The organism is Streptococcus sp. 29896, from assembly GCF_032594915.1.
In the GTDB taxonomy this organism is placed as follows: domain Bacteria; phylum Bacillota; class Bacilli; order Lactobacillales; family Streptococcaceae; genus Streptococcus; species Streptococcus suivaginalis.
Map to the genome: position 1 here is coordinate 720,253 of NZ_CP118733.1, position 25,835 is coordinate 746,087.

The following is a 25,835-nucleotide window of genomic DNA, read 5'->3' on the forward strand; positions in this document are numbered from 1 at the left end:
TAATGAAAAGACGAACATTATAAAGGAGTTCTTATGTCTAAATTTAAACGTATTCACCTGGTGGTCATGGATTCTGTCGGAATCGGTGCGGCACCAGATGCAGACAAGTTTTTCAACGCTGGGATTGCGGACACGGAGTCTGACACCCTCGGCCACATCTCTGAAAAAGCAGGTCTTGCTGTGCCAAACATGGCGAAAATCGGTCTTGGAAACATCCCTCGTGACACAGCCCTTGCGACTGTTGCTTCTGAAGAAAATCCAACTGGATACGTGACCAAGTTGGAAGAAGTATCGCTCGGAAAAGATACTATGACAGGCCACTGGGAAATCATGGGCCTCAATATCACCGAGCCATTCGATACATTCTGGGATGGTTTCCCTGAAGAGATTTTGACAAAAATCGAAGAGTTCTCAGGCCGTAAAATCATCCGTGAGGCAAACAAGCCGTATTCTGGTACAGCTGTTATTGATGACTTTGGTCCTCGCCAAATGGAAACAGGGGAGTTGATCGTCTACACCTCCGCAGACCCTGTCCTTCAGATTGCAGCCCACGAAGACATTATTCCACTTGATGAGTTGTATCGTATCTGTGAGTACGCTCGTTCCATTACTCTTGAACGACCAGCTCTTCTCGGTCGTATCATCGCCCGTCCATACGTTGGTGAGCCAGGCAATTTCTCACGAACTGCCAACCGTCACGACTATGCCGTATCACCGTTTGAAGCAACCGTACTCAACAAACTGGCAGATGCGGGTGTACCAACTTACTCAGTTGGTAAAATCAGTGATATTTTCAATGGTTCAGGTATTACAAATGATATGGGTCACACCAAGTCCAACATGCACGGTGTCGATGTGTTGATTGATACTCTGAAGTTATCAGACTTCGAGGAAGGTTTCTCCTTCACAAACTTAGTTGACTTTGATGCTGTGTATGGTCACCGTCGCAATATCGAAGGCTACCGCGATTGCTTGCAGGAGTTCGATGCTCGTATCCCAGAAATTATCGCTGCTATGCGTGAGGATGACCTGCTCTTGATTACAGCTGACCATGGAAATGACCCTGCCTACGCAGGTACTGACCATACCCGTGAATATGTGCCACTCTTGGCCTACAGCAAGGCTTTCAAAGGTAGTGGTGTCTTGCCAGTAGGTCATTTTGCGGACATTTCAGCAACCGTTGCGGAAAACTTCGGAGTGGACACAGCCATGATTGGCGAGAGCTTCTTAGGAGCCCTGGTCTAATGGAACAATTGACGGTCTATTACAATCCCGACTGCAGCAAATGTAAGAAATTAAAAATCTTACTGCCTAGCCAGGACCTGGACATCAAGTGGGTCAATTACCTAGAAAATCCACTGACAGCAGAGGAATTGGCAGCTCTTTTGAAAAAAATGGACAGTCAGCCATCAGCAGTTATTCGGTTGACAGAAGAAGAGCGAGCTGGCTTGTCAGAAGAAGAACTTTTCCAGCGTTTAGTGGAAGAACCCACTACTCTTAATCGCCCCATTATTGAGCGAGAACAGACAGCCTTTCTCTGTCGTCCACTTGATATTATCAAAGAAAAAATGCCAGAGTACGACTGGTCAGCTTATTTATAAAAGGAGAAAAAATGAGTTTACTTGAAAAAATTTATGAAACAAAAACCTTTTTAGAAGAAAAAGGAATGATTAAGCCAGAATTCGGTTTGATTTTGGGCTCAGGTTTGGGCGAATTAGCGGAAGAAGTAGAAAATGCTATCGTAATCGATTATGCAGACATTCCAAACTGGGGCAAGTCAACAGTTGTAGGTCATGCTGGTAAGTTGGTTTACGGTGATTTGGCAGGACGCAAGGTCTTGGCTTTGCAAGGTCGTTTCCACTTCTACGAAGGAAATCCGATGGAAGTTGTGACCTTCCCAGTCCGCGTCATGAAAGCTCTTGGTTGTGAAGGCGTGATTGTAACCAATGCCGCCGGTGGTATCGGCTACGGCCCAGGTACCCTCATGGCTATTACAGACCATATCAACATGACTGGTCAAAATCCACTGATTGGCGAAAACTTGGAAGAATTTGGTCCACGTTTCCCAGATATGTCAAATGCCTACACTAAAGAATACCGTGAAAAAGCCCATGCCGTTGCGGAAAAATTGGGTATCAAGTTGGACAATGGTGTCTACCTCGGCGTGACAGGTCCTACCTATGAAACACCTGCAGAAATCTTGGCCTTCAAGACTTTGGGTGCCCATGCAGTCGGTATGTCAACAGTACCAGAAGTTATCGTGGCAGCTCACTCAGGTATGAAAGTTTTGGGAATTTCTGCTATCACAAACTTTGCGGCAGGTTTCCAATCCGAACTCAACCACGAAGAAGTTGTAGAAGTAACCGAGCAAATCAAGGGCAACTTCAAAGGCTTGGTCAAGGCTATCTTGGCTGAGTTGTAGGAGGGACTAATGACCAACAAACCCTGGTTCAGTGTTCTGAAAGGGATAGGCATTATTGCACTACTTACAATGGTATGGTTGGTTTTCTTTGCAGCTATTGATACGAGTGGTTCTAACACCAACTACGAGCCTTTCAATGGTGCTTCGATTATTTGTGCAGTAATTTCTTATCTGATTATTTTATTTATACTGCAATATAATAAGGTTGTTCACTTAAAAGAGGAGATTATCACTTCTTACAATGCAATAGAGATTAAACAACTACATGTTACAAAGTTGTTGGACCAACTGCAAGAAGTGACGGATAAAATTGTAGATCACGAGTTAAAAATGTCTGTGAAGAATACCTTTTCCGAGTTGATTGAAGAGGAGAAGCAGTCAGACCGTCTGACTGCAGAAGGAAACGATGCCAATCATCATCAGACCAAGAAGAAATTCACTTCTAATTCGGGTTCAAACAATTTCCATGACCATCTGTCGCAACACTCTGAAAAAGTTACAAAGTTGGTGGAACGGATCGAACGGGATACAAAAGGAAGAGCTGATGAGAGTCTGCGTGATTTGATGCGAGAAATCAAAGAAGCTGAAGCTCTGGTGACCAACCAACGCCTGTATTACAACGACACAGTTTCACAATACAATAAATCAATCTATGCCTTGCCATTTGCCTTCTTAAGAGGGACACTTGGTTTCAAGGAGCGAGACTATATGTAACCTGGTCAATTTGAAATCTATGTTACATAAATAGAGAAAAGAAAGGAAGGGCTAGTAGCCCTTTGTGAAAAAGATGAGTATCCATATTTCCGCAAAACCAGGCGAAATTGCTGATAAGATTTTGCTTCCTGGTGATCCGCTTCGTGCTAAATTTATCGCTGAAAACTTCCTTGAAGATGCAGTTTGCTTCAACGAAGTTCGCAATATGTTCGGCTACACAGGTACCTACAAGGGTCACCGTGTCTCTGTCATGGGAACAGGTATGGGAATGCCATCCATCTCTATCTATGCTCATGAATTGATCAATGAATACGGTGTGAAAAAATTGATCCGTGTTGGAACAGCAGGCTCACTGAGTGCTGATGTTCATGTTCGTGAATTGGTCTTGGCGCAAGCAGCTGCAACCAACTCTCGTATGATCAATATTGATTGGCCAGAATATGACTTGCCACAAATTGCAAGTTTCAACCTTTTGGACAAGGCATATCATATTGCTAAAGACCTTAATTTGACAACGCATGTCGGTAATGTCTTGTCTTCAGACAGTTTCTACTCACCTAAACTTTTCAGTCGTAATTTGGAACTTGGTCAAATTGGTGTCAAGGCAGTTGAGATGGAAGCTGCAGCCCTTTATTATTTGGGTGCTAAATTCGGTGTTGAAACACTTGCAATCATGACTATTTCTGATAGCTTGGTCAACCCAGACGAAGATACGACAGCAGAAGAGCGTCAAAACACTTTCACGGACATGATGAAGGTTGGTTTGGAAACCTTGATTGCTGAATAGATATTGATTATTCGTAAGGAGAATTCTATGTCATTTGCAAATTTTGAACCAACACGTCACATTGAAGATTTTCATTTAGCTGGATTTGCTTATTAGTCATACAGTCCAGTGGACTGTATGAGCTCGCTCCTTGAAAACGATAAGGGAGCGATTAGTGAAAGAATTAAAACTGGGTACTTCTTTAGAAATGCTTGCGGAACCAGCTAACCCTTATGATTCAGAAGCAGTTGTGATTCTATTTCAAGGGAAAAAATTGGGTTATATTCCCAAGCATAAAAATAGCCTAATTAGTCGATTGTTATTCTATGGACATGGTGAGATCCTTGAAGCCAGAGTTCAAATGATAGATTTAACAGAACACCCGGAACGTCAACTTCGTGTGGTTGTAAAATTCAAAGATTTTCGTAAATGATATAGAAAAACAGAGCTGTTTAGCTCTGTTTTTTGCTAGGATTCAGAACAATAAATCATTTCAATCTAGTTTCAATGATAGAAATGCGACAAAAACTAATTTGGGCTTGTTTTTTCTTATATTTTAGTGTATAATCAAATTAGAAAGCGTTTACAAAAGTGTTTATGAAATATTTTTGAATGTTTACACAAATGAATTTGCAAGGGGAGGTCGCCGTGATTAATTTACAACATTTTGTTCAGGCTATGTATGCCAAACGTATCGAGGATTGTTCTGACTATGAACTCTATTATGCTCTTCTAGCATTTACTAAACAGCAGAGCGAAGCAAAATATACTAATCAACAAAAGAAGAAAGTTTACTATATTTCTGCTGAGTTCTTGATTGGTAAACTCTTGTCTAATAACTTGATCAACTTGGGTGTTTATGATGAGGTGAAGAGCCAGCTTGCAGCAGCAGGTAAAGACTTAATTGCTATTGAAGATGTGGAGATGGAGCCATCACTAGGAAATGGTGGTTTGGGTCGTTTGGCTGCCTGCTTCCTTGATTCAATTGCTAGTCTAGGTCTTAATGGTGATGGGGTCGGATTGAACTACCACTTCGGACTTTTCCGTCAGTTGTTCGAATACCATCAGCAATCTGCAGTGCCAAATGAATGGATTACACCACGTTCTTGGTTGACAGAATCCCCAATTTCTTACCAAGTGCCATTTGCTAACTTTACCTTGACGTCTAAGTTGTACGATATCGATGTGCCAGGTTATAAGACTGAGCGGAAGAACCGTTTGCGTTTGTTTGACCTTGGTTCAGTTGATGACAATATTATTTATGATGGCATTGAGTTTGACAAGGAAGATATTTTCCGTAATTTGACCCTCTTCCTTTATCCAGATGATTCGACATACGAGGGTAAAATTCTCCGTATCTTCCAGCAGTATTTCATGGTATCAAATGCAGCTCAACTCTTGATTGATGAAGCGGTTGCCAAAGGGTCAAACCTCCATGACTTGCCTGATTATGCGGTGGTTCAAATCAACGACACTCACCCATCCCTTGTCATTCCAGAATTGATTCGTCTCTTGGAACTCCGTGGCATTTCCTTTGATGAGGCAATCGAAATTGTTAAGAAAATGACGGCCTATACCAACCACACTATCTTGTCTGAAGCCCTTGAAAAATGGCCGTTTGACTTCTTGAACCGTGTGGTGCCTCACTTAGTACCATTTATCGAAGAGTTGGACCGCCGTGCCAAAGAAGTGAAAAATGATCCAGCGGTTAATATCATCGATGAGCATGGTCGTGTTCACATGGCCCACATGGATATTCACTATGGCTACTCTATCAACGGTGTGGCAGCCCTCCATACTGAGATTTTGAAGACATCTGAGTTGAAAGCCTTCTATGAGCTCTATCCAGAGAAGTTTAACAACAAGACTAATGGAATCACCTTCCGTCGTTGGCTCATGCATGCCAACCCAAGTTTGGCGAGCTATCTTGATGGCCTACTTGGTCATGGCTACCACCATGATGCCAGCGAGTTGGAAAAACTTTTGGACCACAAAGACAGCAAAGAATTGAAGAAATGGTTGGAAGAAACTAAGCAACACAACAAGCGTAAGTTGCAACGTCATATTGCTAAGACGCAAGGTGTGGAGGTCAATCCAGAGTCTATCTTTGATGTACAAATCAAGCGTATGCATGAGTACAAGCGTCAACAGATGAATGTCCTCTATGTTATCCACAAGTATTTGGATATCAAGGCTGGCAATATCCCAACTCGTCCATTGACAGTCTTCTTTGGCGGAAAAGCAGCACCAGCTTACACAACGGCTCAAGATATTATCCACTTGATTTTGGTCTTGTCACAGGTTATCAAAAATGATCCAGAAGTAGCACCACACTTGCAGTTGGTCATGATTGAAAACTACAACGTAACAGAAGCCAGCTTCATCATTCCAGCGGCAGATATTTCAGAGCAGATTTCTCTTGCATCTAAAGAAGCATCTGGTACTGGTAACATGAAATTCATGCTCAATGGTGCCTTGACCATCGGTACAGATGATGGTGCCAACGTGGAAATTCATGAATTAGTTGGTGATGAAAATATCTACATTTTCGGTCAAGATAGCCAAACTGTTATCGACCACTATGTCAATGGTAGCTACCATCCTTATGCCTTCTACGAGCGCGAAGCTATCCGTCCATTGATTGATTTCATCACTTCTGACACTATTCGTCAGGCTGGTGGTATCGATGAACGACTCTGGCGCTTGCAGGACAACCTCAAGCACAATGACCACTTCATGACCTTGCTGGACTTGGAAGACTACATTGCAACTAAGGAAAGAATGTTAGCAGACTACGAAGATCGTGACAGCTGGTTGGATAAGGTCATCGTCAACATTGCTAAAGCAGGATTCTTCTCATCAGACCGTACTATCCAACAGTACAACGAAGATATCTGGCATTTGGAAGCGTAGTATATAAAAATGACCTTTCGGGGTCATTTTTTCTGTATTCTATTTTTGAAAGAGTTGGCGATTGCGGATTGTCCCAAGAAGTTTCCAAGGGCAAAGCCAGAGGTGTTAAGCAAGATGTCACCAAGGTCAAAGAAGCCCAGTGAAAAGAAGAATTGACAGGCTTCAACTAGCAATATGGCCCCTACAAAGAGAGAAAGTTTTTTCCAAGAAAATGAAAAAAGCAACCCAAGTGGTAAAAAGAGTAAGAGGTTAAAGACCAATATAGCAGGATTGAGAAATAGGTCTTGAGAGAAGGTACTAAGGAGATCCCAGTTGACACCTCTGACGCCCATGCTTTTGAAAAAGAGAAGATAGACTAGCAGAAGCCCGTAGCAAGTGTAGAAAAAACAAAGCGTCAGTCGCGAAATGCGGGGCTTATAGACCAGTCGAAAGAGAGTAAAGCAAACCCCAGTCATTAACAGGATCGCTGCAAGCGCAGACCAAAAATCAACCGTCATGAAAATGGTCGTGAACTGGTAAAAAAGAAAGGTCATGAAGAGCCAGCGGCAGAGCAGAAATGATAGAATCAAGTTGATACAATCGTAGAAAATTTCTTTTTTCATAGAGGACCTCCTTTTTTCATTATATCATTATTTGAGGGGGGAAAGGCTGTAGAAAATAATTTTAGAGACAGTATGCTATAATAGTTGGTATGAAAAAACGACCGACATCTGCCTATATCCACATTCCATTTTGCACCCAGATTTGTTACTACTGTGATTTTTCCAAGGTCTTTATTAAGAACCAGCCTGTTGACGAGTATTTGGCAGCCCTCATGGAAGAGGTCAAGTTTTACGACCTGCCAGCCCTCCGCACGCTTTATATCGGAGGCGGAACACCATCGGCTCTTTCGGCAGACCAGCTAGATTATCTCCTGACCAATCTGGAGGACTTGCTGGACTTGTCACAGCTGGAAGAATTCACTATTGAGGCCAATCCAGGTGACTTGACGGCAGACAAGATTGCGGTTCTGAAAAAGTCCAAGTGCAATCGGGTGTCGTTGGGTGTTCAGACCTTTGATGACCGTATGCTGAAAAAAATCGGTCGTAGCCACAACCAGGCCCAGATTTATGAAACCATTGCAGCCCTCAAGGAAGCGGGTTTTCACAACATTTCCATTGACCTGATTTATGCCCTGCCTGGTCAGACCATGGAGCAGGTGGTGGACAATGTCGCCAAGGCCTTGGAGCTGGACATTCCCCACATGAGCCTCTATAGCTTGATTTTGGAGAACCACACGGTCTTCATGAACCGCCAACGCCGTGGCAACCTGCATCTGCCCAACGAAGATGTGGAGTCGGATATGTTCGACTACATCCTACAAGAGCTGGAGAAAAACGGCTTCGAGCACTACGAAATCTCCAACTTCACCAAACCTGGTTTTGAGAGTCGCCACAACCTCATGTACTGGGACAACTCGGAGTACTATGGTCTAGGAGCTGGAGCATCTGGCTACATCGACGGCATGCGCTACCGCAACCGTGGCCCCATCCAGCACTACCTCAAATCCATCCGCGAAAAAGGCCATTCCCGCTTACACGAAGAATTCCTCAGCCAGACCGAGCAGATGGAAGAAGAGATGTTTCTGGGCCTACGGAAAAAAACTGGCGTGTCCATTGAGCGATTCGAGGAAAAGTTTGGCATTTCCTTTGAAGACTGCTACGGTCAGGTGGTCAGAGACTTGAAAAATGAAGGTCTCTTGCAAGAAGAAGACCGTTGGCTTCGGATGACCAAAAAGGGTCTGTTTCTGGGCGATACAGTTGCCGAGCGTTTCATTATAGAAGATTAGAAAGAGGACACAATGGGACTAAGCTACCAAGAAGAGTTCACCATTCCTTTTGATATGGTGGATGTCAAACAAGAAATCAAACTGCCTGACTTTATTTCCTACTGTCTTGGTGTGTCAGGTCGGCAGTCGGAAGAACTGGGTCGTAGTGACCTCTATGTTTATCAGGAATTTGGCTTGATTTGGGTGGTGACAGATTATGAACTAACTATTCAACGCCTACCTAAGTACAATGAAACCATCACGATAAAAACAGAAGCGGTGGCCTACAACAAGTTTTTCTGTCATCGGATGTTCTATATCTACGATGCAGCGGGCAATCTTTTGTTAGACATTCTCTGCTACTTTGTCCTGATTGATTTTGAGACTCGCAAGGTGGCGCCTGTTCCAGAAGATTTGATTGCCCCTTATCAGTCTGAGCAGGTCAAGAAATTGTCTCGGGCTCCCAAGTATCAGCTCTTGGAAAATCCATCTGTTCAAGAATTTCCTGTTCGTTATTTTGACTTGGATATGAATGGGCATGTCAACAATGGCAAGTACCTGGAATGGATGTATGAAGCACAGGGCTATGATTTTCTGCTCTGCCATGTCCCTAAAAAAATCCAACTCAAGTATCTTAAGGAAGTAGAGGCGACTAGCTTGGTGAGTTCACGCATGGTGGCAGAAGCTGGTGTCAGCCAGCATGAGATTGTGGTAGATGGGCATATTCATGCGCAAGCTGTCATAGAATGGAGGGAAAGTCATGTCGCAGGATAAGTGGTTGGAATGGGCCGTACGTTTACAAGCCTTGGCTCAGACAGGCTTGGCCTATGGAAAAGATGTCTATGACATAGAGCGATTTGAGGAAATCCGTCAGATTGCGGCGGAAATGTTGGTAGAGCCATCTGGACAGCCCTTGGAAGTGGTGACAGACTTGTTTTGCAATGAAACAGGCTATCAGACACCCAAGCTGGATACCCGCGCAGCTATTTTTCAAGAGGATAAAATCCTACTTGTCCAGGAAAACGATGGGCTCTGGTCCTTGCCAGGTGGTTGGTGCGATGTGGACCAGTCCGTCAAGGAAAATGTTGTCAAGGAAGTAAAGGAAGAAGCGGGGCTGGATGTGGAGGCTCTGCGAGTCGTTGCGATTTTGGACAAGCACAAGAACAATCCGGCCAAGTCAGCCCACCGCGTGACCAAGGTCTTCATTCTATGTCGTCTCCTTGGCGGGGAGTTTCAGCCCAATTCGGAAACAGTTGCCAGTGGCTTCTTCAGTCTAGATGATTTACCACCGCTCTCACTTGGGAAAAATACAGCTGAGCAGTTAGTACTTTGCTTGGAAGCTAGGCGGTCTGAGCATTGGGAAACACGATTTGATTAAGGAGAAAGTATGACCTATCAAGGCTATTTGATTGATTTGGATGGAACGATTTATGAAGGGAAAAAGCGGATTCCTGCTGGTGAGCGGTTTATTCATCGCTTGCAAGAACGTCAGATTCCCTATTTATTCGTGACCAACAACACCACCCGCCGTCCTGAGATGGTGCAGGCTATGTTGGCTGAAAACTTTAACATTGAAACACCACTTGAAACAATCTATACAGCCAGTCTGGCGACAGTAGATTATATGAATGATTTAGGCAAGGAAAAGACAGTCTATGTCATTGGAGAAGACGGGCTCAAGTCTGCCATTTTTGAGGCAGGCTATGTGGAAGATACGGAAAATCCAGCCTATGTTGTTGTCGGTTTGGATACTCAGTTGACCTATGAAAAACTGACCATTGCCACCTTGGCTATTCAAAAGGGAGCGACCTTTATCGGTACCAACCCTGATTTGAACATTCCGACAGAAAGAGGTCATTTGCCAGGAGCAGGCTCACTTATTGCGCTTTTGAAAGCTGCAACCCGAGTAGAGCCGACCTTCATCGGTAAGCCTAAAGCCATTATCATGGACAAGGCTCTGGAGATTTTAGGCACAGAACGTAGCCAAACGGTTATGGTGGGAGATAACTACCTGACGGATATTCGCGCAGGGATTGACAATGGATTTCCAACTCTTTTAGTCCTGACTGGATTTACCAAGCCAGAAGAAGTAGCAGACTTACCTCTGGCTCCAACCCATGTCCTCAACAGCCTAGATGAATGGAGTTTTGATGAGAACTAAGTTACAGCTTGTTGGAACAGTATTTTTTACCTTGTCGGCAGCAGTTCTAGGAACCATCTACCTAGCTTGGCTAGTTTATCCGCTTGAGATTTCTTTTTTGGGGTTGGAAAAAGTGGTCTACATGAAAGCGGCAGATATTTCCTACAATTTCAATATCCTGATGAACTATCTAACAAATCCTTTTGCAAGTGTTTTAGACATGCCAAATTTTTCATCCTCAGCTGATGGTCTGAAACATTTTGCGGATGTGAAAGGTCTCTTTCATCTGGCACAGCTTATTTTTCTGATTAGTTTGCCTGTAGTTTTCTATTTTTGGAAAGAAGTGGTGCGAAAAGGATATGGCAAGCTCTATCGAACTGTTTTTATGTGGGTGGCACTAGCTCCTTTGCTCCTTGCGCTAGTGGGCTTGCTGATTGGTTTTGATAGCTTTTTTGTTCTCTTCCATCATCTGCTCTTTCCAGGTGATTCGACCTGGCTCTTTGACCCCTTGAAAGATCCGGTCATTTATATACTTCCCCAGGAATTTTTCCTTCATTGCTTCATCCTATTTTTCATCCTCTATGAAGTTTTTTGCGGTATTTGGTTTTTTATCATAAAAAAATGTGACATTCGATAGGAAATGCCAATAAAAGTCTTGACAATCGATTTGTTTTACAGTAAAATGATTAAGACTTTGAAATTGAGGGGAGTGAAAATAATGTCAAAAACAGTAGTACGCAAGAACGAATCACTTGATGATGCTCTTCGTCGTTTCAAACGTGCGGTTACTAAAGCTGGTACTCTTCAAGAAACACGCAAACGCGAATTCTACGAAAAACCATCTGTAAAACGTAAACGTAAATCAGAAGCAGCTCGCAAGCGTAAAAAATTCTAATTGAATCGGAAAACAGCCCTAGGGTTGTTTTTTTGTTTACTTTTGAACAAAGCTCCTATATAATATATTATATAAAGTTCGGAAAGGCAGAAAAGGAGTTTTCTATGAGTATTTTAGTAACAGGCGGAGCAGGCTATATTGGTAGCCATACCGTTGTGGAATTGTTGAAATTAGGGAAAGATGTTGTTATCGTAGATAATCTATCCAATTCTAGCATCTTGGTTTTGGACCGCATTGAAGAAATCACTGGCAAACGTCCAGGATTTTACCAACTTGATGTAGCAGATAAGCTTGCTCTTCGTGGGGTTTTTGAAAAAGAAAACATTGAATCGGCTATTCACTTTGCAGGCTATAAGGCAGTTGGTGAGTCCGTAGCCAAACCGGTCATGTACTACGAAAACAACATCATGTCCACGCTAGCTTTAGTAGAAGTCATGGCAGAGTTTGGTGTCAAAAAGATTGTCTTCTCATCCAGCGCAACGGTTTACGGTCTTAACAACCCATCTCCTTTGGTGGAAACCATGCCAACCAGCGCAACCAACCCTTATGGCTATACAAAAGTCATGTTGGAACAAATCTTGCGTGATGTGGAAGTAGCAGATAAGGAATGGAGTGTTGCCCTTCTCCGTTATTTCAACCCAATCGGTGCCCATGAATCAGGCTTAATCGGTGAAGATCCAGCAGGCATTCCAAACAACCTCATGCCATTTGTGGCTCAAGTAGCAGTAGGTAAGCGTCCAGAACTCAGTGTCTTTGGTTCAGATTATGACACAGTAGATGGAACGGGTGTTCGTGATTACATCCACGTGATTGACTTGGCACTTGGTCACATCAAGGCATTGGAAAAAATTTCGACAACCTCAGGTGTGCATACCTATAACCTCGGATCTGGTCAAGGAACTAGTGTACTGGAATTGGTCCAAGCCTTTGAAAAAGTCAATGGCGTGCCTGTACCTTATAAAATTGTTGACCGTCGCCCTGGCGATGTGGCAACTTGCTATGCCAACGCAGACAAGGCGTTAGCTGAACTCAATTGGAAAACCGAAAAAACCATTGAAGATATGTGCCGCGACACTTGGAACTGGCAGTCTAAAAATCCAAATGGTTATGAAGGATAAGAAAAGATGTGAGTGTTAGCTCACATCTTCTTTTTGTCATAGTGCAAAAGAAAAACAGGCACAGAGCCTGTTTTACTGTCTTATTGATTATTTTTTCAACAAGTCGCGGATTTCTGCAAGCAATTCTTCTTGAGTTGGACCAGCTGGTGCAGCTTCTTCAACTTTCTTAGGCATTGCTTTTTCAACAGCCTTAACAACGAAGAAGAGTGAAGTACCAATGATCAAGAAGTTGATAACAGCGCTCAAGAAGTTACCGTAAGTAACACCGTTCCAAGCAAGCTTAGAAATGTTTTCAACGTTCGCAGCTTTCAAAGCTGGGTTCAAAATCAATGGTGTGATGATATCATTTACAAATGATTGGATGATAGCGGCAAAAGCACCACCGATGATAACAGCTACAGCCAAGTCAACAATATTTCCACGAAGCAAAAATGCCTTCAATTCTTTCAACATATCCTAAATATGTCCTTTCATAATTTTTTACATTGTCCATTATATACATGTTACAAAAAAATTACAAGAGATATGTTTGAAAATTTTGTTTCAAAAATTTACATGACGACAAGGAGTGTGATATAATATAATCTGTTAAACTGTGCTTAGACCCTGCATTGGAAGGAGGAGCCAACGTGATTACAAAAGAACTCATCAATGAAATCAAACAGGCAGTGAATATTGTCGATGTGATTGGAGAATCCGTTGCCCTTACCAAGGCAGGGCGTAATTATTTAGGGCTTTGTCCTTTTCATGGTGAAAAAACACCATCGTTTAACGTATTAGAGGACAAGCAGTTTTATCATTGTTTTGGCTGTGGAAAATCTGGCGATGTCTTCACGTTTTTAGAAGAGCAGCGAGGGCTTAGCTTCCTAGATGCAGTTCGAGAGTTGGGACAGCAGGCAGGTTTTCAAGTGGATATTGTGCCGGTTCAGCAAGGTCCAAAATCCCATCATCCGCATCAAGTTTTGCTGGATATTCATGCCGAGGCAGGCAAATTCTACCATGCCTTGTTGATGACCACCAAGATGGGAGAAGATGCCAAGAATTACCTTCACGAACGCGGATTGACAGATCAGGATTTGAAGCAGTTTCAAATTGGCTTGTCGCCATCGGATCCCAATATTCTTTTCCAGTCTCTTTCCAAAAAGTTTTCGGAAAACGACCTTTTGCAATCTGGACTCTTTAATACTGCAGATACCAATATGGTCTATGATGCCTTTCAGGGGCGGATTATTTTTCCCTTGACAGATGAAGAGGGGCAAATAGTTGCTTTTTCGGGGAGAATTTGGACAGAATCCGACCGCCTAAACAAACAGATTGCCAAGTACAAGAATTCTCGGTCAACGGCGATCTTTAACAAAAGTTACGAACTGTATCATCTGGATCAGGCCAAGGCTTCGATTAAGAAGCAGCGAGAAGTCTATCTGATGGAAGGCTATATGGATGTTATTGCTGCCCATCGGGCAGGTGTAGAAAATGTAGTAGCTTCTATGGGAACAGCTTTGACCAGAGAACAAGTTCAGCATTTGGCTAAGTTTTGTCAAAAGGTTGTGGTAGCCTATGATGGCGATAAGGCTGGTCAGGCTGCAACGGCCAAGGTCTTGGAAGAATTGGGCCAGTTTCAAGTGGAGGTTGTACGGTTCCCTGATGGAATGGACCCAGATGAGTTTCTTTCAAAAAATTCACCTCAGGCCCTGCAGAATATCCTGAACAAATCTCGTATGAGTCAGGTGGAGTTTTTGATTCATCACTTGAGGCCAGAGAATCCTGATAATCTGCAGATGCAGATTGATTTTGTGGACCGAATCGCTCCAATTATCGCAAATACCAAGTCGATTACGGCTCAGAACACTTATATTTATAAAGTGGCTGATTTGCTGCCTGACTTTGATTACAGTCAGGTGGAATTGGCTGTCAATGCGGTTCGCCTTCATCAAAGGCAGGAAAGGAGTCGAGATGTTTCGAGGCAGGAAATGGCTCCTCCCCTTGTTCGAGAAATACCGCAGCAACTAAAGATTAGCCCATTGATTCGGACTGAAAATCATTTGTTGTATCGGATGCAGGAGCATGCCTACATTTTGAATGATTACCGTTTGAGGGAAGATTTTCATTTCTATACCCCTGAATTGGAAACCTTATATCAAGTTCTCAAGGCTGAGGGAGAAGTTTCCAGTTACGAGCTGGCCCAGATGGAGGAATCTGTTCAGCGTGCCTGGTACCGCGTCATGGAAGAACGGTTGCCAGAGGATGTTGGACAGGATGAACTTGAGGAATTAGAAGCTAGAAGGCAAAGGGAGTGGATGCGACGTGAAAATCAAGTCAAATCTAGGACCATTCGTGAACAAACCCATGTGGGAAATGATGCTGCTGCCCTTGATGAGTTAGCACAACTCATCGCACAAAAAAGAAAAATGGAGTAAACATGGCAAGTAAAAAAGAAAAGAAAACAGAAGTGACCACCTTTGATGTCCAAGTTGCAGAATTTATCCGCAACCACAAAAAACAAGGGACAGCGGTTGATGATGTCATTAATGACCAGTTGATTATTCCTTTTACCTTGGATGCTGACGGTATTGATGATTTGTTGCAACGGATTCAAGATGCGGGAATTTCCATTGTTGATAAGGAAGGAAATCCTTCTGCTCGTGTTATGCAGGTAGAAGAGGAACCGGAACTATCGGATGAAGAATTGCTAGGTAGCAACTCTGCCAAGGTCAATGACCCTGTCCGCATGTATTTGAAAGAAATTGGGGTTGTGCCACTCTTAACCAACGAAGAAGAGCAGGAGTTGGCTCTGGCGGTCGAAGCGGGCGATCCAGAAGCCAAGCAACGTTTGGCAGAAGCCAACTTGCGTCTGGTTGTATCTATTGCTAAACGCTATGTTGGCCGTGGTATGCAGTTCCTTGATTTGATTCAAGAAGGAAACATGGGCTTGATGAAGGCCGTTGACAAGTTCGACTACTCCAAAGGCTTCAAGTTTTCAACCTATGCGACTTGGTGGATTCGTCAGGCTATTACCCGTGCTATTGCAGACCAGGCTCGTACTATTCGGATTCCTGTTCACATGGTAGAAACGATTAACAAATTGGTCCGTGAACAACGTAATCTCTTGCAAGAATTGGGGCAAGACCCAACACCTGAACAAATCGCAGAGCGTATGGACATGACACCAGACAAGGTTCGTGAAATCCTCAAGATTGCTCAGGAGCCTGTTTCTCTGGAAACACCAATTGGTGAAGAAGATGACAGTCATCTAGGAGATTTCATCGAAGACGAAGTGATTGAAAATCCAGTTGACTACACTACTCGTGTCGTTCTCCGCGAGCAACTCGACGAGGTATTGGATACCTTGACAGACCGTGAAGAAAATGTCCTCCGCCTCCGCTTCGGCTTGGACGACGGAAAAATGCGTACCCTCGAAGATGTCGGTAAAGTCTTCAACGTAACCCGCGAACGCATCCGCCAAATCGAAGCCAAAGCCCTCCGCAAACTCCGCCACCCATCCCGCAGCAAACCACTCAGAGATTTTATTGAGGATTAGAAAGGTACTGTGTACCTTTCTAACGCCTGCTTGAAAATAAGAGAGCAGTCAAACCCAGTGGTGTTTTAACCCGAGCCTAGAAATATGAAAGCGAGGAATAAGCCTACGGATAGGCTTTCTCAACGTCCGCCTAGAAACACAAAAGCGGACAAGGTTCGGGGAACCTTTTTAACCGCTCCCCTTGAAATGAGAAAGGGAGCGCCAAGTGGACTTTTTGACACAAACGTCGTTTGTTTCATCTCCAACCTTCAACAGCCCCCCTGACTGTTGAAGCCTGCTTGAAAATAAGAGAGCAGGCTGTCTGGGAGACAAAATCAACCGCTCGCTGAAAATTAGAAACGAGCGAAGGTACTGCGTACCTTTCTAACGCCTGCCCAGAAAAATGAAAGCAGGCTAAGTCTGTGGTGTTTTAATAGGAGCTGAGAAAGTGCACGCAGTGGACCCCGTTTGAAAAAAATTATATGATCCAGAGAGGAATTGAAAATGGCCTATTCTGAAGAAGAAGTAAAGGAAATTCAGGAGCGAATTTTCCACGCTTTGGAAGAAGTGATTGACCCAGAATTGGGGATTGATATTATCAATCTTGGTCTGATTTATGATATCCGTTTCCAAGATGGACGGACAGAAATTGATATGACCCTTACAACCATGGGCTGTCCTTTGGCTGACTTGATTACAGATCAGATTCATGATGTGTTGAAGTCTGTACCAGAAGTGACAGAAGTAGATGTGCGTTTGGTCTGGTCACCAGCCTGGACCATTCAAAAAATGAGCCGCTATGCTCGTATTGCCCTTGGAATCAAATAAACAAACAGTCTCGAATGATGAGACTGTTTTTTCTGTTTTTGTACGGAATTTTGATGACTTTTTGTTAAAATCATCAAAAAGTTCTTGCTAAATAGTTGGAATGATGGTAAACTTAACATGCCTAGGAAAAGTTATTATACCTATTCTAGCAAATATCAGACCTATATGGGATGAGTAGCTCTGCTATTGATCATAACCAAAGCCTACGGACAGGCGGGTCGAATGCCGAAGCGTGGCGTAAGCCACATTATTGATAGGGTTAAAAGCCTACATTTTATAAGTTGATGTTAGGAAGGATTTCCTAATTTCTAGTTTTGTCAGTGTGGTGAAAGCACACGTCATCTTGTGAAACGGTCAATAAAGTACGTATATATTTGCACTGGAGAGTAGGAAACGGTAGGCACATAAACTCAAGAGAAGAATAAAAAACGTCAATTTGGATTGTAGAGCAGGATGAACCCTGCTCTTTTTGCTTTTTTAAAAAAGGGTAGGAGTCCATCAAGCAAAGGAGTTTTTCAATATGAAAAATCAACACCAAGCCCCTATTTATCAGGGATTGGTACAGTTACGCCGAAAAAGGATTGTTCCCTTTGATGTGCCTGGACATAAGCGGGGACGGGGTAATCCAGAGTTGGTCGAACTGTTAGGAGAAAAATGCGTGGGGATTGATGTCAATTCCATGAAGCCCTTGGATAATCTAGGGCATCCCGTCTCCATTATCCGAGAGGCGGAGGAATTGGCGGCAGAAGCCTTTGGTGCTAGTCATGCCTTTCTCATGGTTGGAGGAACCACCTCCTCAGTCCAGACCATGATTTTGGCGACCTGTAAGGCGGGCGATAAGATTATCCTTCCCCGAAATGTCCATAAGTCAGCCCTCAATGCCCTTGTCCTTTGTGGTGCCATCCCTGTCTATGTGGATATGAGCGTGGAGCCACGGGTTGGCATTGCTCTTGCCTTGGAAAATGCAGCCTTTGAACGGGCCATTGCAGAACACCCCGATGCGGTGGCGGTTCTAATCAACAACCCGACCTACTATGGAATCTGCTCGGATCTGCGTAGCTTGACTGAGAAAGCTCACGCAGCGGGTATGAAAGTTTTGGTAGATGAGGCTCATGGTGCGCATTTGCATTTTTCGGACCAATTGCCAGAGGCGGCTATGGATGTGGGGGCTGATATGGCAGCTGTTTCCATGCATAAGTCAGGTGGTAGTCTGACACAGAGCTCGCTTTTATTGGTCGGTCCAGATATGAATGTGGAATATGTCCGTCAGATTATCAACCTGACCCAGTCAACATCCGCTTCCTATCTCTTGCTGGCTAGTCTGGATATTTCCCGCAGAAATCTAGCCCTTCGTGGCAAGGAATCTTTTGAAAAAGTCATTGAAATGTCTGAGTATGCTCGTCGTGAAATCAATGCCATCGGTGGCTACTATGCCTATTCTAAAGAATTGATTGATGGCAAAACGGTGCATGATTTTGATGTAACCAAGCTCTCCATCTATACGCAGGGCATTGGTCTGACAGGGATTGAAGTCTATGATTTGCTGCGGGATGAGTACGACATTCAGATTGAATTTGGTGATATTGGCAATATCTTGGCTTATATTTCAATCGGTGACCGCTTGCAGGACATTGAGCGGCTGGTAGGAGCTCTGGCTGACATTAAGCGACTCTACTCACGAGATGGTTCGGACCTGATTTCAGGAGAATACATCCAGCCGCAGCTGGTTTTATCACCGCAGGAGGCCTTTTATGCAGAGCGGGAAAGCCGTTCCCTGCAAGAAGCAGTTGGTCAGGTCTGCGGGGAATTTGTCATGTGCTATCCGCCAGGTATTCCTCTTTTGGCCCCTGGAGAACGAGTGACCCAGGAAATTGTTGACTACATCATCTTTGCCAAAGAGCGCGGTTGCTCCGTCCAAGGTACGGAAGATCCAGATGTCAACTTCATCAATGTCATTAAGGAGGTCTAGTCATGGAAATGTGGTTTTCAGAAGTCCAAACACCAGATGTCAAGTTATCCATTCGGACCAGCCAGCAGCTATATGCCGGAAAGAGTGAGTTTCAGGATATTGCTGTGTTGGACTCGCCAGCCTTTGGAAAGATTTTGACCCTTAATGGTCGGGTTCTCTTTTCAGACGCCGATGATTTTGTCTACAATGAGATGGCCGTTCATGTGCCCATGGCAGTTCATCCAAATCCCAAGAAAATATTGATTTTGGGTGGTGGAGATGGTGGAGTTGCTCAAGTTCTCAGTATGTATCCTGAAATCGAACGTATTGACGTTGTAGAGCCAGATGAACTCCTTGTGGAAGTGTGTCGTCAGTATTTCCCAGACTATGCATCAGGACTTGAAGATGAGCGTGTAGAGGTATATTTGCAGGACGGTTTGCGGTTCTTGCGCAACTGTGAAAATGAGTATGACATCATCATCAATGATGCGACAGATCCATTTGGACATACGGAAGGATTGTTTACCAAGGAATTTTACGGTAATGCCTACCGGGCTTTGAAGGAAGATGGCATCATGGTTTACCAACATGGTTCGCCATTTTATGACGAAGATGAGTCTGCCTTTCGTTCCATGCATCGGAAGGCGACCCAATCCTTCCCTATTAGTCGTGTCTATCAGGCCCATATTCCGACATCTGCGGCGGGCTATTGGCTCTTTGGCTTTGCCTCTAAAAAATACCATCCCATTGAAGATTTTGACAAGGAAAAATGGAAAGCGCGCCAGCTTTTCACAGAATACTATACCGCAAACCTACATATCGGAGCATTTCTCTTGCCCCGTTATGTCGAAGATATTTTAGAAGAAGAGGAGAAAAAATAATGAGTCGTTTGTTAGTGATTGGTTGTGGCGGAGTTGCCCAAGTTGCCATCAGCAAGGTTTGTCAGGCAGAAGATACCTTCAAGGAAGTCATGATTGCCAGCCGGACCAAGTCCAAGTGTGATGATTTGAAGGCTGTTTTGGAAGAAAAAACGTCCGTAAAAATTGAAACTGCCCAAGTGGATGCGGACAAGGTAGAAGAAGTGATTGCCTTGATTGAAAGTTACCAGCCAAAAGCTGTCTTAAACGTTGCCCTGCCTTACCAAGACTTGACCATCATGGATGCCTGCTTGGCGACAGGTGTGGACTACATCGATACCGCCAACTATGAGTGCGAGGACACCGAAGACCCAGAATGGCGGGCTATCTATGAAAAACGCTGTGCAGAAGAAGGCTTTACAGCCTACTTTGACTACTCATGGCAGTGGGCTTACAAGGAGCGTTTTGAAAAAGCAGGGCTGATAGCTCTTTTGGGATCCGGATTTGATCCAGGGGTGACCAGCGTATTTTCAGCCTACGCACTCAAGCATTATTTCGATGAAATTCATTACATCGACATCCTAGACTGTAACGGTGGAGACCACGGCTATCCATTTGCGACCAACTTCAACCCAGAAATCAACTTGCGTGAGGTTTCTGCCCCAGGCTCCTACTGGGAAAATGGCAAATGGGTGGAAGTTGAAGCCATGTCGATCAAGCGAGAATATGATTTCCCAGAAGTGGGCCAAAAAGACATGTACCTCCTCCACCACGAAGAAATCGAATCGCTGGCTAAGAATATTCCAGGTGTCAAACGCATTCGCTTCTTTATGACTTTCGGTCAATCCTACTTGACTCACATGAAATGCTTGGAAAATGTTGGCCTTCTGAGAACAGACCCAATCAACTTCAACGGACAAGAAGTAGTGCCTATCCAATTCCTTAAAGCACTATTACCAGACCCAGCCAGCCTTGGTCCACGTACCGTTGGCAAGACCAATATCGGCTGTATTTTCACAGGTGTCAAGGATGGTGTGGAGAAGACTATCTATATCTACAATGTTTGTGACCACCAAGAGTGCTATAAGGAAGTTGGTTCACAGGCTATTTCCTACACAACTGGCGTGCCAGCTATGATTGGAACCAAGCTTGTCATGGACGGAACTTGGAAAAAACCAGGTGTTTACAACTTGGAAGAATTGGATCCAGATCCATTTATGGACCTGCTCAACCAGTATGGTCTACCTTGGCAGGTAGTAGAAAATCCTGTTTTGGTGGACTAGATGAGAATTGAACAAGTCCCAACGCCAGCCTATGTCATTGACGAGGCTAAGCTGGTCAATAATTTAGAAATTCTCAAGTCGGTCCAAGACCGCACAGGCTGTAAGGTACTTTTGGCTCAAAAAGCCTTCTCCATGTATACCACCTATCCACTAATTAGCCAATATTTATCTGGAACAACTGCTTCAGGTCTTTATGAAGCTAGGCTGGGTCGTGAGGAATTTGGGGGCGAAGTCCATGTTTTTGCCCCAGCCTTCAAGGATGCAGATTTGGAAGAGATTTTGGAAATTGCAGACCACATTGTCTTCAATTCAGAGCGTCAGCTCCGCAAGCATATGGACAAATGCAGAGCAGCAGGAGTGAGTATTGGTCTGCGAATCAATCCGGAATGCTCCACTCAAGACGAGCAAGCCCTCTATGATCCCTGCGCAACGGGTTCTCGCTTCGGTGTTCGCATTGACCAGTTTTCAGAAGACCTACTGGACTTGGTGGATGGCCTGCATTTCCACACTCTCTGCGAGCAAAATTCCGATGATTTGAAAACCACCTTAGATGCTGTTGAGGCCAAATTCGGTTCCTACCTTCACAAAGTCAAATGGCTTAATATGGGGGGCGGCCATCATGTGACCAGAGAAGACTATAATCTGGACTTGCTGATTTCTTCTATCCAGCACATGCAGGAAAAATATGGGCTGGAAGTCTATATCGAGCCCGGAGAAGCCATTGCCCTCAATGCAGGCTATTTGGTGACAGAAGTGTTAGACATCGTTGAAAATGGTATTGAAACCCTGGTTTTGGACGCATCAGCTACCTGTCACATGCCAGATGTCTTGGAAATGCCCTATCGCCCACCGCTTCGGCATGGCTTTGAGGCTGGAGAGAAGGAATTTACTTACAGACTATCTTCCAATACCTGTCTGACGGGCGACATCATCGGCGATTATTCCTTTGAAAAGCCTGTGGAGATTGGCGACAAGCTCTACTTTGAAGATATGGCAATCTATTCTTTTGTCAAAAACAATACCTTCAACGGCATCGGTCTGCCAAGTCTGGTCTTGATGGATCAGACAGGCGACTGTCGGATTATCAAAAGCTTTGGCTATGAAGATTTCAAGGGGAGGTTGTCATGATAGAAAGTCCAAAAGCAGCGGGTTACCGTATGCCTGCTGAGTATGAGCTCCATCACGGTACCCTAATGGTGTGGCCGACTCGCCCAGGATCCTGGCCCTTTGATGGTCAGGGGGCAAAAAAAGCCTTTAGCCAGGTCATTAAAACCATTGCTGAAAGCGAGCAGGTCTATCTCTTGGTCGATGAGGCACACCGTGAGGAGGCCAAATCCATGTTGGGGGCTGGCATTGCCTACCTGGACATCCCCACCAACGACGCTTGGGCGCGTGACACAGGTCCGACGGTCTTGGTCCATGAAAATGGCAGAGCTTTGTCTGTCGATTGGGCCTTTAACGCTTGGGGCGGAAGCTATGATGGTCTTTATCAGGACTATGATGCAGATGATCAGGTGGCTAGTCGCTTCAGTCAGGCCATCGGTCTACCAGTCCATGATGCCCATCCCTTTGTCCTAGAAGGTGGAGCCATCCATAGCGATGGTGAAGGAACCATCTTGGTGACCGAATCCTGTTTACTGAGCCCAGGCCGCAATCCTCATCTGACAAAGGTCCAGATTGAGCAAGTGCTTCTAGATACTCTCGGAGCTGAAAAGGTTCTCTGGCTTCCTTACGGCATTTTCAACGATGAAACCAATGAGCATGTGGACAATGTTGCGGCCTTCGTCGGTCCAGCTGAGCTAGTCTTGGCATGGACAGATGATGAGTCAGATCCCCAATATGCCATGTCCAAAGCTGATTTGGACTACTTGGAAGAGCAAGTAGATGCCAAGGGCAGAAAGTTGACCGTCCACAAACTACCTATTCCCAAACATCCTATTCTAATAACAGAAGAGGACTTGCCAGGCTATGTTTATGAAGCGGGAGAAGAAGTACGGACAGCTGGCGAACGCTTAGCGGCTTCCTATGTGAATTTCTACGTCAGCAACGGTGCGGTTTTGGTACCTCAGTTTGCTGATGAACATGATGAGCAGGCACTTGGGCTTCTAGCGCAGCTTTTTCCAACCAGAAAAGTTGTCGGCATACCAGCCCGCGACATCCTACTTGGAGGTGGGAATATTCACTGTATTACCCAGCAAATTCCACTTTACGGGGCTAAATGTCCCTGATATAGCGTCAAGTCGGTTTGGCATACTCTAGTATAGCCTGTATCGTCTTTCCTTATCTCAGGTACATTCTATAGTAATTTGAATTAACTTTGATACATCGTCACTTTCGGCTTGCCGTACTCTAGTACTGCCTACACCTCAGTTCCTTGTCTGAAAGCTAATTCACTCGACTATATCTCCCATAAAGAATTTATGAAAAGGATAAATAATATGAGAAATGTTACTGTAGCAGCTGTCCAGATGCAGTGTAGTCAGAACCTTCGGGAAAATCTGGCGACCGCAGAGCGTTTGGTCAGACAGGCTGCTGGTCAGGGAGCGCAGATTATTCTCCTGCCTGAACTCTTTGAGCGTCCTTATTTTTGTCAAGAACGCCAGTATGACTATTATAACTATGCCAAGTCTGTAGAGGAAAACGATGCTGTTCAGCACTTTATTCCTATTGCCAAGGAATTGCAGGTTGTCTTGCCTATTTCCTTCTATGAAAAAGATGGAAATAGCCTGTATAATTCCATTGCGGTCATTGATGCGGATGGTAGTGTTTTGGGAGTTTATCGCAAGACGCATATCCCTGACGATCATTACTATCAGGAGAAGTTTTACTTCACGCCTGGAAATACTGGTTTCAAGGTCTGGGAAACACGTCACGCTAAGATTGGCATTGGCATCTGTTGGGACCAATGGTTTCCAGAAACAGCTCGCTGTTTGGCACTGAATGGAGCAGAATTGCTCTTTTATCCAACAGCTATTGGTTCGGAGCCGATTTTGGATACGGATAGTCAAGGTCATTGGCAGCGGACTATGCAGGGCCATTCGGCGGCCAACATCATGCCAGTCATTGCGGCCAACCGTATCGGTTTGGAAGAAGTGCAGCCTTCTGAAGAAAATGGCGGTCAATCGTCTAGCTTGCGTTTCTATGGCTCCTCTTTCTTGACAGATGAAACAGGTGAATTGATTGAGAAAGCAGGTCGTGAGGAGGAAGCTGTCTTGCTTGCTACTTATGATTTGGACAAGGGAGCGCGTGAGCGTTTGGATTGGGGACTCTTTAGAGATCGTCGACCGCACATGTATCACAAAATCACAAAATAATGGTACAATAGAAAGAGATTGTGTGGAAAGGTGAGACATGAAAAGTTTACGTCGTATTGTTTTGGTATTGGTTTTGTTAGCAGTTGGAGTTGGCCTTTATTTAGGTGTAACAGGATCAGAAGCCTTTCAAAATATGGAAACGGCAACGAAACTGCAAGAAAGCTTGGCCAAGGAAAAAGCAGAAAAGCAAGCCAAACAGGCTGAGTTGGAGAAGCAGTTTCCGACTCTTAGAGAAGAATTGGCAGATAAGTTTTATTTCTCTTCCTTGAATAATGAGGAGGAAGAGGAAGCTTATATGACGCTTTATCTTAATTCTCGAGCAGCTGTCACTACTAAGGACTATTATGAAATGCCGAGAATGTCGGATCTTTCGACCTACCGTGTCCATCATTCCTTGTCCAATGATTTCCCTGAATTTTATTGGTTTGGAGCAGGTGCTTATGCCATGGAAAACAATACTCCAAATCTGACAGACCAGCAAATTGAAGACTATTTTACCATGTTGGAAATGGGAAAAAATATTGTCAGCCAACTACCGCAAACCAACGATTTTGACAAGGTTAAGGCTATCTATGATTATGTAATTCTCCATACGGAGTATAATCATGCAGCTTTGGCAGATGATGCACTTTCTTTCCAAAACCAAGCCATAGACTCCATCTTGCTTAATGGGCTGTCAGTCTGTGGTGGTTACAGCCGAACTTTTCAATTTTTATGTCAATTAGCAGGCATTGAATCCATCTATGTCACAGGATTTTTGGAATTGGGACCAGAATTTGAGTTTGCAAATACCTATCACGCTTGGAATTTGGTTAAAATTGATGGAAAATACTATGGAGTAGATACCACTTGGGGAGATCCAGCCTACATGTCAAATGGTCAGGATGAGAACCTCCCAGCGATTAACTATGATTATCTGTGCATTCCGGCTACGATTTTGGAGAGAAGTCACCGTCCAGTTTCGCGCTTGTTGGAAGCTTATCAGATGGAAATTTCTTCTAAAAACGATCCCGATTTGACCTATCCAACTTATGATGACAATTCCTTGAACCAACATTCTTTGGATGGAACTTATATGGAGGGTCAGGACATGGGCAAAGTTGTAGAGCGCTTGCGCCAATCGCTTGCTGCAGGACAAGGCTCGATTAGCTTGCAGTTTGCTGATAAATCTCTTTTTGACAAGGTCTTACAGGATGTAGCCCGATCGGATTCACAAATTAGTGCCCTCTATTTTGATGAATTTGGAAGTTCGTCCATTGGATATTCTAATGATCCTTATGTTTATAGTATTCAACTCACTAAGCAATAAAAAA

26 protein-coding genes are annotated in these 25,835 nt (G+C 44.2%); 24 read left to right on the top strand and 2 right to left on the bottom strand.

Features of this window, described 5'->3' with window-relative positions:
• Window positions 1–33: 33 nt before the first annotated feature.
• The 7 genes from PXH68_RS03390 (at window position 34) to PXH68_RS03420 (ending at window position 6,815) form a co-directional block, all read left to right on the top strand.
• The gene (locus tag PXH68_RS03390; protein ID WP_248027394.1) at window positions 34–1,245 is read left to right on the top strand and encodes a phosphopentomutase; all 1,212 of its coding nucleotides are present in this window, start codon (window positions 34–36) and stop codon (window positions 1,243–1,245) included.
• Window positions 1,245–1,601, top strand: coding sequence for an arsenate reductase family protein (locus PXH68_RS03395; protein ID WP_248027392.1), 357 nt, complete (start codon window positions 1,245–1,247; stop codon window positions 1,599–1,601). The genes PXH68_RS03390 and PXH68_RS03395 overlap by 1 nt, the downstream gene beginning before the upstream one ends.
• An 11-nt stretch (window positions 1,602–1,612) precedes the next feature.
• Window positions 1,613–2,422 carry a purine-nucleoside phosphorylase gene (locus tag PXH68_RS03400; RefSeq protein ID WP_248027390.1) on the top strand — a complete coding sequence of 270 codons (810 nt, stop codon included), beginning with the start codon at window positions 1,613–1,615 and terminating at the stop codon, window positions 2,420–2,422.
• Window positions 2,423–2,431: 9 nt separating this feature from the next.
• Window positions 2,432–3,136: a LemA family protein gene (locus PXH68_RS03405; protein ID WP_248027388.1), complete on the top strand. Its 705-nt coding sequence runs from the start codon at window positions 2,432–2,434 to the stop codon at window positions 3,134–3,136.
• Window positions 3,137–3,209: 73 nt separating this feature from the next.
• The gene (gene deoD / locus PXH68_RS03410) at window positions 3,210–3,923 is read left to right on the top strand and encodes a purine-nucleoside phosphorylase (protein WP_105110405.1); all 714 of its coding nucleotides are present in this window, start codon (window positions 3,210–3,212) and stop codon (window positions 3,921–3,923) included.
• 154 nt (window positions 3,924–4,077) lie between these two features.
• A complete protein-coding gene (locus PXH68_RS03415) occupies window positions 4,078–4,335 on the top strand; it encodes an HIRAN domain-containing protein (RefSeq protein WP_248027386.1) in 258 nt (85 codons plus the stop codon).
• 215 nt (window positions 4,336–4,550) lie between these two features.
• Window positions 4,551–6,815 carry a glycogen/starch/alpha-glucan phosphorylase gene (locus PXH68_RS03420; protein WP_248027383.1) on the top strand — a complete coding sequence of 755 codons (2,265 nt, stop codon included), beginning with the start codon at window positions 4,551–4,553 and terminating at the stop codon, window positions 6,813–6,815.
• A gap of 23 nt (window positions 6,816–6,838) precedes the next feature.
• On the opposite strand, the gene PXH68_RS03425 is transcribed toward PXH68_RS03420, so the two are convergent.
• Entirely contained in the window at window positions 6,839–7,417 is a 579-nt protein-coding gene (locus PXH68_RS03425; protein ID WP_248027382.1) for a VanZ family protein, read from the bottom strand.
• 89 nt (window positions 7,418–7,506) lie between these two features.
• Between PXH68_RS03425 and hemW the strand changes: the two genes are divergently transcribed.
• From hemW to galE, 7 genes are all read left to right on the top strand, one after another.
• The gene (gene hemW, locus PXH68_RS03430; RefSeq protein WP_248027380.1) at window positions 7,507–8,643 is read left to right on the top strand and encodes a radical SAM family heme chaperone HemW; all 1,137 of its coding nucleotides are present in this window, start codon (window positions 7,507–7,509) and stop codon (window positions 8,641–8,643) included.
• Window positions 8,644–8,655: 12 nt separating this feature from the next.
• Window positions 8,656–9,396, top strand: a complete 741-nt coding sequence (locus tag PXH68_RS03435) for an acyl-ACP thioesterase domain-containing protein (protein WP_248027377.1) — start codon at window positions 8,656–8,658, stop codon at window positions 9,394–9,396.
• Window positions 9,383–10,000 carry an NUDIX hydrolase N-terminal domain-containing protein gene (locus tag PXH68_RS03440; protein ID WP_248027375.1) on the top strand — a complete coding sequence of 206 codons (618 nt, stop codon included), beginning with the start codon at window positions 9,383–9,385 and terminating at the stop codon, window positions 9,998–10,000. The genes PXH68_RS03435 and PXH68_RS03440 overlap by 14 nt, the downstream gene beginning before the upstream one ends.
• Window positions 10,001–10,009: 9 nt before the next feature.
• Window positions 10,010–10,783 carry a TIGR01457 family HAD-type hydrolase gene (locus tag PXH68_RS03445; RefSeq protein ID WP_248027373.1) on the top strand — a complete coding sequence of 258 codons (774 nt, stop codon included), beginning with the start codon at window positions 10,010–10,012 and terminating at the stop codon, window positions 10,781–10,783.
• Window positions 10,773–11,399: a TIGR01906 family membrane protein gene (locus PXH68_RS03450; protein ID WP_248027371.1), complete on the top strand. Its 627-nt coding sequence runs from the start codon at window positions 10,773–10,775 to the stop codon at window positions 11,397–11,399. Before PXH68_RS03445 ends, PXH68_RS03450 begins: the two co-directional genes overlap by 11 nt.
• A gap of 81 nt (window positions 11,400–11,480) precedes the next feature.
• Complete coding sequence (gene rpsU / locus PXH68_RS03455) at window positions 11,481–11,657, top strand: 30S ribosomal protein S21 (RefSeq protein WP_000048054.1); 177 nt, start codon at window positions 11,481–11,483, stop codon at window positions 11,655–11,657.
• A 104-nt stretch (window positions 11,658–11,761) separates the two neighbouring features.
• Complete coding sequence (galE, locus tag PXH68_RS03460) at window positions 11,762–12,775, top strand: UDP-glucose 4-epimerase GalE (protein WP_248027369.1); 1,014 nt, start codon at window positions 11,762–11,764, stop codon at window positions 12,773–12,775.
• A gap of 87 nt (window positions 12,776–12,862) precedes the next feature.
• Here the strand turns inward: galE and mscL are convergent, their stop codons facing one another.
• A complete protein-coding gene (mscL, locus tag PXH68_RS03465) occupies window positions 12,863–13,228 on the bottom strand; it encodes a large conductance mechanosensitive channel protein MscL (RefSeq protein WP_205030596.1) in 366 nt (121 codons plus the stop codon).
• Between the two features lie 176 nt (window positions 13,229–13,404).
• Here mscL and dnaG point away from each other — a divergent pair, with 176 nt between their 5' ends.
• From dnaG to PXH68_RS03515, 10 genes are all read left to right on the top strand, one after another.
• On the top strand, window positions 13,405–15,192 hold the full coding sequence (gene dnaG, locus PXH68_RS03470; RefSeq protein WP_248027367.1) for a DNA primase: 1,788 nt from the start codon (window positions 13,405–13,407) through the stop codon (window positions 15,190–15,192).
• A gap of 2 nt (window positions 15,193–15,194) precedes the next feature.
• The gene (gene rpoD, locus PXH68_RS03475; RefSeq protein ID WP_158454537.1) at window positions 15,195–16,313 is read left to right on the top strand and encodes an RNA polymerase sigma factor RpoD; all 1,119 of its coding nucleotides are present in this window, start codon (window positions 15,195–15,197) and stop codon (window positions 16,311–16,313) included.
• A gap of 483 nt (window positions 16,314–16,796) precedes the next feature.
• Window positions 16,797–17,120 (top strand): metal-sulfur cluster assembly factor, encoded by a 324-nt coding sequence (locus tag PXH68_RS03480; protein WP_158454540.1) that lies wholly within the window; start codon window positions 16,797–16,799, stop codon window positions 17,118–17,120.
• A 520-nt stretch (window positions 17,121–17,640) separates the two neighbouring features.
• Complete coding sequence (locus PXH68_RS03485; RefSeq protein ID WP_248027365.1) at window positions 17,641–19,089, top strand: aminotransferase class I/II-fold pyridoxal phosphate-dependent enzyme; 1,449 nt, start codon at window positions 17,641–17,643, stop codon at window positions 19,087–19,089.
• Window positions 19,090–19,091: 2 nt separating this feature from the next.
• Window positions 19,092–19,949 carry a polyamine aminopropyltransferase gene (gene speE / locus PXH68_RS03490; protein ID WP_043024956.1) on the top strand — a complete coding sequence of 286 codons (858 nt, stop codon included), beginning with the start codon at window positions 19,092–19,094 and terminating at the stop codon, window positions 19,947–19,949.
• A complete protein-coding gene (locus PXH68_RS03495) occupies window positions 19,949–21,208 on the top strand; it encodes a saccharopine dehydrogenase family protein (protein ID WP_248027363.1) in 1,260 nt (419 codons plus the stop codon). The genes speE and PXH68_RS03495 overlap by 1 nt, the downstream gene beginning before the upstream one ends.
• Entirely contained in the window at window positions 21,209–22,336 is a 1,128-nt protein-coding gene (gene nspC / locus PXH68_RS03500; protein WP_248027361.1) for a carboxynorspermidine decarboxylase, read from the top strand.
• On the top strand, window positions 22,333–23,436 hold the full coding sequence (gene aguA / locus PXH68_RS03505; RefSeq protein WP_248027358.1) for an agmatine deiminase: 1,104 nt from the start codon (window positions 22,333–22,335) through the stop codon (window positions 23,434–23,436). Before nspC ends, aguA begins: the two co-directional genes overlap by 4 nt.
• A 210-nt stretch (window positions 23,437–23,646) precedes the next feature.
• Window positions 23,647–24,522 carry an N-carbamoylputrescine amidase gene (gene aguB, locus PXH68_RS03510; RefSeq protein WP_248027356.1) on the top strand — a complete coding sequence of 292 codons (876 nt, stop codon included), beginning with the start codon at window positions 23,647–23,649 and terminating at the stop codon, window positions 24,520–24,522.
• A gap of 37 nt (window positions 24,523–24,559) precedes the next feature.
• Window positions 24,560–25,831 carry a transglutaminase domain-containing protein gene (locus PXH68_RS03515; protein WP_248027354.1) on the top strand — a complete coding sequence of 424 codons (1,272 nt, stop codon included), beginning with the start codon at window positions 24,560–24,562 and terminating at the stop codon, window positions 25,829–25,831.
• The last annotated feature ends 4 nt before the right edge of the window (window positions 25,832–25,835 follow it).